Here is a 6578-nt window from a genome sequence, read left to right as displayed (position 1 = left end):
CGGCACCGCCGTGGTCCTGGTCGTCGGCGCCGTCCTCGTCTCCATGCTCCTGGCCGTCGCCATCACCGCCACGTCCGTGGCCGTGTGCGCGGTCGTCCTTCGGTCCTTGCTCAACCAGGAGAGGAAGCACTGACATGGGCCTTTTCAGCCGCAAGTCGAACCCCGAGCCCGCGAACCCGGCCATGGCCGAACTGGGCCGTGAGTTCGCCATCGCCCGCCGCCACGGCGACCGCAAGACCATGCGCCGCATCGGCCGCGAGTTCTCCGACACCGCCAAGAACGACACCGACGCGGCCTCGTTCCAGCAGGGCCAGGACACGTACGACGCCCTGCCCCCGGTCAGCCCCCCGCGCCGCAACCGCCGGCGCTGACGGCCCCCGGAGCGGCTCTCTCGCCAAAGAACCGCCGCTCCGGGCGCCTGGACCCCTCATCAGATCCAACGGACCCGAAAGGGAAGCCCCATCATGCCCCGGAACACCTTGACCTCGCGCGTCTGCCGCGACTGCGACGGCTTCGCCTCCGTCGCCATCACCACCGGCACCCGCCACCGCGATGGCACCCGCGCCACCCTCCGCGTCACCTGCCCGACCTGCAAGGGCACCGGCCACACCCTCTCCGCCGCCCAGCTCACCCGAGCGGGGAGGTGACCGCCGTGGCGCTCCTCGACTGGCGCTCGCCCGAGCACTTCGACCACAGCGGCGACAAGCCGTGCGCGATCTGCACCAAGCCCACCCCGCTGCGCTCCGACGCCGGCAAGCCCGTCCACAAGGTGTGCGCCGAAGCGTGGATCGACGCCCACCCCGCCAAGGAGGACGGCAAGTGACCGCTGCCGCCACCGCGGCGGGCGGCCTGGACCCGGACACCCTCGCCGACGTGCTGAGGCTGGCCGGGTCCACCGGCTTCGACCGCATCCAAGACCAGATCCGCCGTACCGGCGGCTGCACCGACCCGATTCGCCTGCACGGCTCCGTCGTCGTCCGGGACAAGGAAACCCGGCACGTCCTGCACCGGTACTCGACCGACACCGAGCCGGGCGGCGTCCTGCGCGTCGCGTGCGGCAACCGGCGGGCCTCCCGCTGCCCCGCCTGCGCCTGGACCTACGCCGGGGACACCTATCACCTCATCCGCGCCGGCCTCGTCGGCGACCCCGCCAAGGGCACCCCTGAGACCATCCGCGACCACCCCCGCGTGTTCGCCACCCTCACCGCGCCGTCGTTCGGCCCGGTCCACAACCGGCCCGGCAACCGGCCCTGCCGCTGCGGCACCCGCCACCGCGAGGACGCCCCCGAGCTGGGCACCCCGCTCGACCCGGAGTCCTACGACTACGCGGGAGCCGTGCTGTGGAACAACCACGCCTCCGACCTGTGGCGCTACTTCACGATCTACCTCCGCCGCGAGATCGCCCGCCGCGCCGGCCTCACGCAGAAGGCGGCCCGCGAGCAGTCACGCGTCTCCTTCGGCAAGGTCGCCGAGTACCAGAAGCGCGGAGCCGTCCACTTCCACGCCGTCATCCGCTTCGACGGACCCGAAGGACCCGACACCCCACCCCCGGCGTGGGCCACCCTCAACCTGCTCACCGACGCCATCCGAGCCGCCGCCCGCGTCGAAGTCGACGTGCCCCCCGCCGGGGACCAACCCGCCCGCACCCTCCAGTGGGGCGAGCAGATCGACGTACGCCCGATCCGCGCCTTCGGCGACGGCCAGGAGATCACCGAACAGGCCGTCGCCTCCTACGTCGCCAAGTACGCCACCAAAGCCGCCGAAACCACCGGCACCGTCGACCGCCGCATCGGCAACAAGGAAGCCCTCGAACTCCTCGGCGTGCCCGACCACCCGGCCCGGCTCATCGCGGCCTGCCTCGACCTGCACGCGCTCTACCCGGACCGCAAGTTACGGGACTGGGCTCACATGCTCGGCTTCCGCGGCCACTTCTCCACCAAGTCCCGCCGCTACTCCACCACCCTCGGCGCCCTGCGCCAGGTCCGTGCCGACTACCGCGCCGCCCAGCAACGCCAAGCCCTCGGCCTGCCCAATCCGGACGACGAGGAAGCGACCACGCTCACCCTCGCCCACTGGGCCTACGCCGGCCACGGTCACACCCCTGGCGAATCCTGGCTCGCCGCCAACATCCGCCGGGACATCCAACTCAACCGCGAAACCGCCCGCGAAGAGCTGGCAGGAGGTGCCCTCGATGAGCAAGGACGTTAAGCGGCCGCAGTCGCGCAAGGACGCGGCGAAGCCGAGGATCATGACCACAGATGAGTGGGTCCAGATGCATCTCCGCCGGGCTCCTGAGCGGGATGAGGAGTGGGTACGCCGTGCGCTCGTGTTGCAGGGGCGGGCCTGATCCTTAGCGCCAGACCGGTTCGATCAGGCTCGGGTCGAACTTGCGTCGGCCCCGGCCGGCTGGATGGATGATCACAGCGGTGAGGCTGTGCAACACGATCTCCTGTTGGCGTTCGACGGGCAGGGTCAAGAACTCGTCGACGGTCAGGTTCGTGGTGTCGCCCTTAGCCTCCGCTTGCTTCAGCTCCTTGTAGAACCGGGCTCGTTCCAATCTCAGTTCGTCGCGCTCGCGCTCCTTGGCGGGCAAGAGCTGCAAGAGCGTGGCGACAGTGATTTGCTTTGACCTCTCCGCCTCGACGAGTTGGGCAACGTCCTGGTTGATCTGCTCCAACTGGTCTTCCCTCGGCCATCGTTGATCGAGGGGGGTTCCTTTCACCGCTGCCCGGGTGCGCTGCTCCTCTAGCACGAGTTGAGCGATCATCCTGTCAACGGGATCGCCGACGCGCCCCACCTTGCCGCATCCGCCGTTCACCACGGAGCACTGATAGGTGTACCGCGCTGCCTTCGAGCCTGGTTGCCAGCGCTGGTTGATCTGACCCCGGATCTTTGTCTTGCACAGCCCGCAGCGGGCGATTCCCGACAACAGGTATTTCCGGGCGTAGGACTTGCCGAACTGCTTCTGCTTCTGCTTTCTCTCGGTGATCGCCGTGCGTACGGCTTCCCACTCTTCGAGCGTGTTGATCGGCTCCCACTCGCCCATCACCGGTTGGCCGTCGTCCTGGTACAGGATTTCGCCGTGGTAGGTCCGATACCCGACCAGACGCGGGCTCGTCAGGATGTGCTCGAGGTGGTGATGCGCCATGCGCTTGGTGCCCTGGCGAGGATGGCCCAAGCCTTGTTCCTGCCACCGATTCCTGATGGTCCCGATGCGCACGCCGGTCAGGATCTCGCGCTGTGCCTCGCGGATGGCCTTGGCGGCCTCCGGGTCGACCTTGCTGCGGTCGTCCTTGCGCCACCCGTACGGCGCCGGCCCGCCGCTGTCCTTGCCCTGTTGGGCCAACTCCAGGTGCTTTCGCCTGATGCGGCGGGATGCGTCGTGGGACGACTTGTTGGCGAAAGCGACCATGATGCGCGCCATCGTGCGGCCGTCCGGCGTGCCGATGTTGATGTCGTTCGTGACTGTGGCGAACTCCAGGCGGGGGCGCTCGTCGTAGATCTCGATGAGTCGTTCGAGGTCCCGCGGCTGCCGTGCGAGCCGGTCAAGGTCGTACGCCACGATGCCGTCGATGAGGCCGGCGCGGAGATCCTTCAACATCAGCTCGAACTCGTCGCGCACCACGTTGCGCTTGAAGGCGGATACGTCGTTGTCCTCGTAGACCTTCACGGTCTGCCAGGATCGGAGATCCGCAAGACGTTCGCAGTCCTGTTGCTGGCGTGCGACGCCGAGTGCGTCTCCTTCGTCGTCCCGCGAGATGCGGGTGTAGATCCCCACCCTGCGTGCCACGTTCGGGCCTCCCCTGCCTTCTCAGCATGGCTCAGGCTACTACCGTCATGGAGTCAAGTCAGCCTGGAGCGTCCAGGAGCCGGTGGTCAAGCGGGCCGGACAGGTGCTCGACGCCTGAGAAGAGCGGCAACGCACACAGAAGGGGCCCGGCCGGACGGACGGGCCCCTTTTCTCGCTGGTACCGGCTAGAACGTGCCCAGCTTCACGATGGACAGCAGGGCGATCAGCTGGATCGACGAGGCGCCCAGGGCCTTGGGCCAGGGCAGGTCGTGGGAGCGGCTGACCATGAGGGTCAGCAGGGCGCCCGCCGCGATCCAGGTGGCCCAGCCGAGGAGCTGGACGAAGCCGGCGTCGCCGCCGAAGAACATGGCGAAGAACAGACGGGGTGCGTCCGTGATCGACATGATCAGCATGGACAGGCCGACGGTGGGCTGCCAGGCGCCGTCGCCGCCGAGCTGGCGGGCCAGGGTGTGGGTGACCACGCCGAGGACGAAAGAGCTGATCACCATCGCCACGGCGGTGATCAGGACGATCGGCACCGCGTTGGAGAGCGTGGCGTTGATCGCGTCCTTGCGGGCGCCGTCGAAGCCGAAGACCGCGAGCAGGCCGTAGAGGAACGTCACGACGAGGGCGGGGCCCCACATCGTGTAGTCGCGCATCTGGAGGAACGTCTGCCTGGGGGAGAGGACGATGCCTCGCAGCAGGTCCTTCCAGTGCAGGCGCGGGCCGATCGGGCCGGCCGGGGCCGAGCCCGCGCGGTAGGTCTCGCCCTGCGAGTACGGGTCCTCGCCGACCGCGAACGCCTGGGTGTGGCCCGGGTTGTTGGCCGCGTACGGGTCGGGGACGCCCTGCGGGTGCGCGCCGCCGTCGCCGAAGTACTCCGGCTCGCCCTGACCGCCGTAGCCGCCCCCGTGACCGCCTCTGTGACCGCCTTGGGCCTGCGGCCACCCGCCGCCGGGCCCGCCGCCCGGACCGCCGGCTCCGCCGCGCCCGACGCGGGACTGCGCCTGCGGGTACGGCTGCGGCGCCGGAGGGTAGCCGTACGACGGGGCCTGGGGGGCCTGCTGTCCGTACGGGGGTCGTTGCGGTCGCGCTTGCGGGGCGCGGTCGTCCCGGCCGCCGCGTCCGATCCTGAATCCAGCCACGTCATCGAACGTACCCGGTCCCGGAGAGTGACGTGCCGGGGCCGGGCGTTCGGTGGCCCTTTGCGGCTGAGCTGTGACATCCCCTAAGGGCGCCCCGAGGACGCCCCTAAGGGACTCAAGAGGGACTTGCGAGCGACTCACGAGAGGCTCCTGAGCGACTCCTCGGCAGCTCCTCAGCGGCTCGTGGGAGACGGCTCAGTCCGCGAAGACCGCGCCCAGCTGCGGAGTGCCCGACGTGGAGACGCCCACGTCGCCCGGGCCGATCCAGCGGCCCCCGGTCGTGGTGATCCGCGTGCCGTTGGAGGGCAGGTACGTCAGCTGGCCGTCGCCGGAGTTCTCGTAGGAGCCGACGAGCAGGTCGGCCCTGCCGTCGCCGTTGAGGTCGTCGAGCTTGACGTCCGCGCCGAACAGGTCGTACCTCTCGTCGTTGCCCGGGACCCCGGGTGTGCTCTGGGCGAAGGCCTGCATGCCCGAGGTGGTGTCGATGCCGTGCGCGGAGCCGTACAGGACGGTGACCATGCCGGTGTTGGTGACGCCGTTCAGGTCCTCGTTGGGGGTGCTGACGACCAGGTCCTGGCAGCCGTCGCCGTTGATGTCGCCGAGGTCCAGTTCCCAGCCGAAGCCGTCGCCCGTCTCCGAGGCGCCCGGCACGTTGCCGGTGTCCTGGGTGATGCCGGTGGTGGAGCCGGGGCCGGAGGCGGTGCCGTAGGTGATGCTCACCTTGCCGCCCTTGGCGGCGTCCGGGACGGTCGTGCCGTCGCTGGTCTTGTTGTCCCAGTCGGCGCCGGTGACGATGTCGCCGTAGCCGTCGCCGTTCACGTCGCCGATGGCGGTGATGATGCCGGGCTTGAGGGCCTTGGCGGACGTGGCCTTCAGGCCGCCGGTGCCGCCGGGGAGGTAGTAGTTGGTGTTCCAGCCGTACGACGTCTTGGTCTCGAAACCGTCGACCACCAGGTCGGTGCGGCCGTCGCCGTTGACGTCGCCGGCGGTGAGGTTGAGCGGGCCGTAGGGGTGCCCGCTGGAGCCCGTGCGGATCGGGGGCTTGACCGTGTAGCGGCCGCCGGGGGTGCCGGCGGTGCTGAAGCCGCCCTTGTAGATGTAGATCGTGGAGGCGGAGCTGCCGACGGCGAGGTCGGCCTTGCCGTCGCCGTCGAAGTCGCCGGCCGCGAGCGCCGTGCCCCAGAAGTCGTGCGAGGTGGGGGCCGGGTCCGCGAGGTCGACGCCCTTGCCCGTGAGGCCGCTCTTCGAGCCCCAGAGGATGGCGACCGCGCCGCCGTCGGTGTCGCTGCCGACCTTCTCCCCGGGGGAGGAGACGGCGAGGTCGTCGTAGCCGTCGTGGTTGAAGTCGGCGTACGCGGTGTCGCCGCCGAAGGCGTCGCCGGCCTCGGCGGTGCCGGGGACACCGCTGGTGTTCTGGCTGATGGTGGTGCGCTTGGCGGAGCCGACGCCGGTGGCCGTGCCGTAGAGCACGACGATCTGGCCGGCGCCCTTCCGACCGCTGACGTAGGCGCCGTGGGCCGAGGCGACGACGTCACCGATGCCGTCGCCGTTGAAGTCGGCGAACGGGACGTGGGTGGAGTCGGCGGCGTCCGCCGTGGTGGCCGTCAGACCGAGCAGCCCGCCCGTCAGCGCGGCCGCGGTGG

The 6578-nt window shown here is 70.0% G+C and carries 7 protein-coding genes and 1 pseudogene; 5 read left to right on the top strand and 3 right to left on the bottom strand.

The window, feature by feature from the left end; translation table 11 throughout:
- The 5 genes and pseudogenes from IE249_RS37970 to repSA all read left to right on the top strand — a co-directional run.
- Window positions 1-133, top strand: a pseudogene (locus IE249_RS37970) (SpdD protein); the annotation flags it as partial.
- Window position 134: 1 nt separating this feature from the next.
- On the top strand, window positions 135-371 hold the full coding sequence (locus IE249_RS20800) for a hypothetical protein (RefSeq protein ID WP_189706662.1): 237 nt from the start codon (window positions 135-137) through the stop codon (window positions 369-371).
- Between the two features lie 93 nt (window positions 372-464).
- On the top strand, window positions 465-647 hold the full coding sequence (locus IE249_RS20795) for a hypothetical protein (RefSeq protein WP_189706660.1): 183 nt from the start codon (window positions 465-467) through the stop codon (window positions 645-647).
- 5 nt (window positions 648-652) lie between these two features.
- Window positions 653-823 carry a hypothetical protein gene (locus IE249_RS20790; RefSeq protein ID WP_189706658.1) on the top strand — a complete coding sequence of 57 codons (171 nt, stop codon included), beginning with the start codon at window positions 653-655 and terminating at the stop codon, window positions 821-823.
- Window positions 820-2208, top strand: a complete 1389-nt coding sequence (repSA, locus tag IE249_RS20785; RefSeq protein ID WP_189706656.1) for a replication initiator protein RepSA — start codon at window positions 820-822, stop codon at window positions 2206-2208. The genes IE249_RS20790 and repSA overlap by 4 nt, the downstream gene beginning before the upstream one ends.
- A gap of 142 nt (window positions 2209-2350) precedes the next feature.
- Here repSA and IE249_RS20780 read toward each other — a convergent pair whose 3' ends face one another.
- The 3 genes from IE249_RS20780 to IE249_RS20770 all read right to left on the bottom strand — a co-directional run.
- The gene (locus tag IE249_RS20780) at window positions 2351-3790 is read right to left on the bottom strand and encodes a recombinase family protein (RefSeq protein ID WP_189706654.1); all 1440 of its coding nucleotides are present in this window, start codon (window positions 3788-3790) and stop codon (window positions 2351-2353) included.
- Between the two features lie 185 nt (window positions 3791-3975).
- Entirely contained in the window at window positions 3976-4935 is a 960-nt protein-coding gene (locus tag IE249_RS20775) for a Yip1 family protein (RefSeq protein ID WP_189706651.1), read from the bottom strand.
- Between the two features lie 195 nt (window positions 4936-5130).
- Window positions 5131-6578: FG-GAP and VCBS repeat-containing protein (locus IE249_RS20770; RefSeq protein ID WP_189706649.1), on the bottom strand; the 1448-nt coding region annotated here is incomplete at its 5' end.

The organism is Streptomyces anandii JCM 4720 (genome assembly GCF_014650655.1).
GTDB lineage: Bacteria > Actinomycetota > Actinomycetes > Streptomycetales > Streptomycetaceae > Streptomyces > Streptomyces anandii.
The sequence above is the reverse complement of the archived record's forward strand: the minus strand, read 5'-3'. Positions and strand labels throughout refer to the sequence as shown.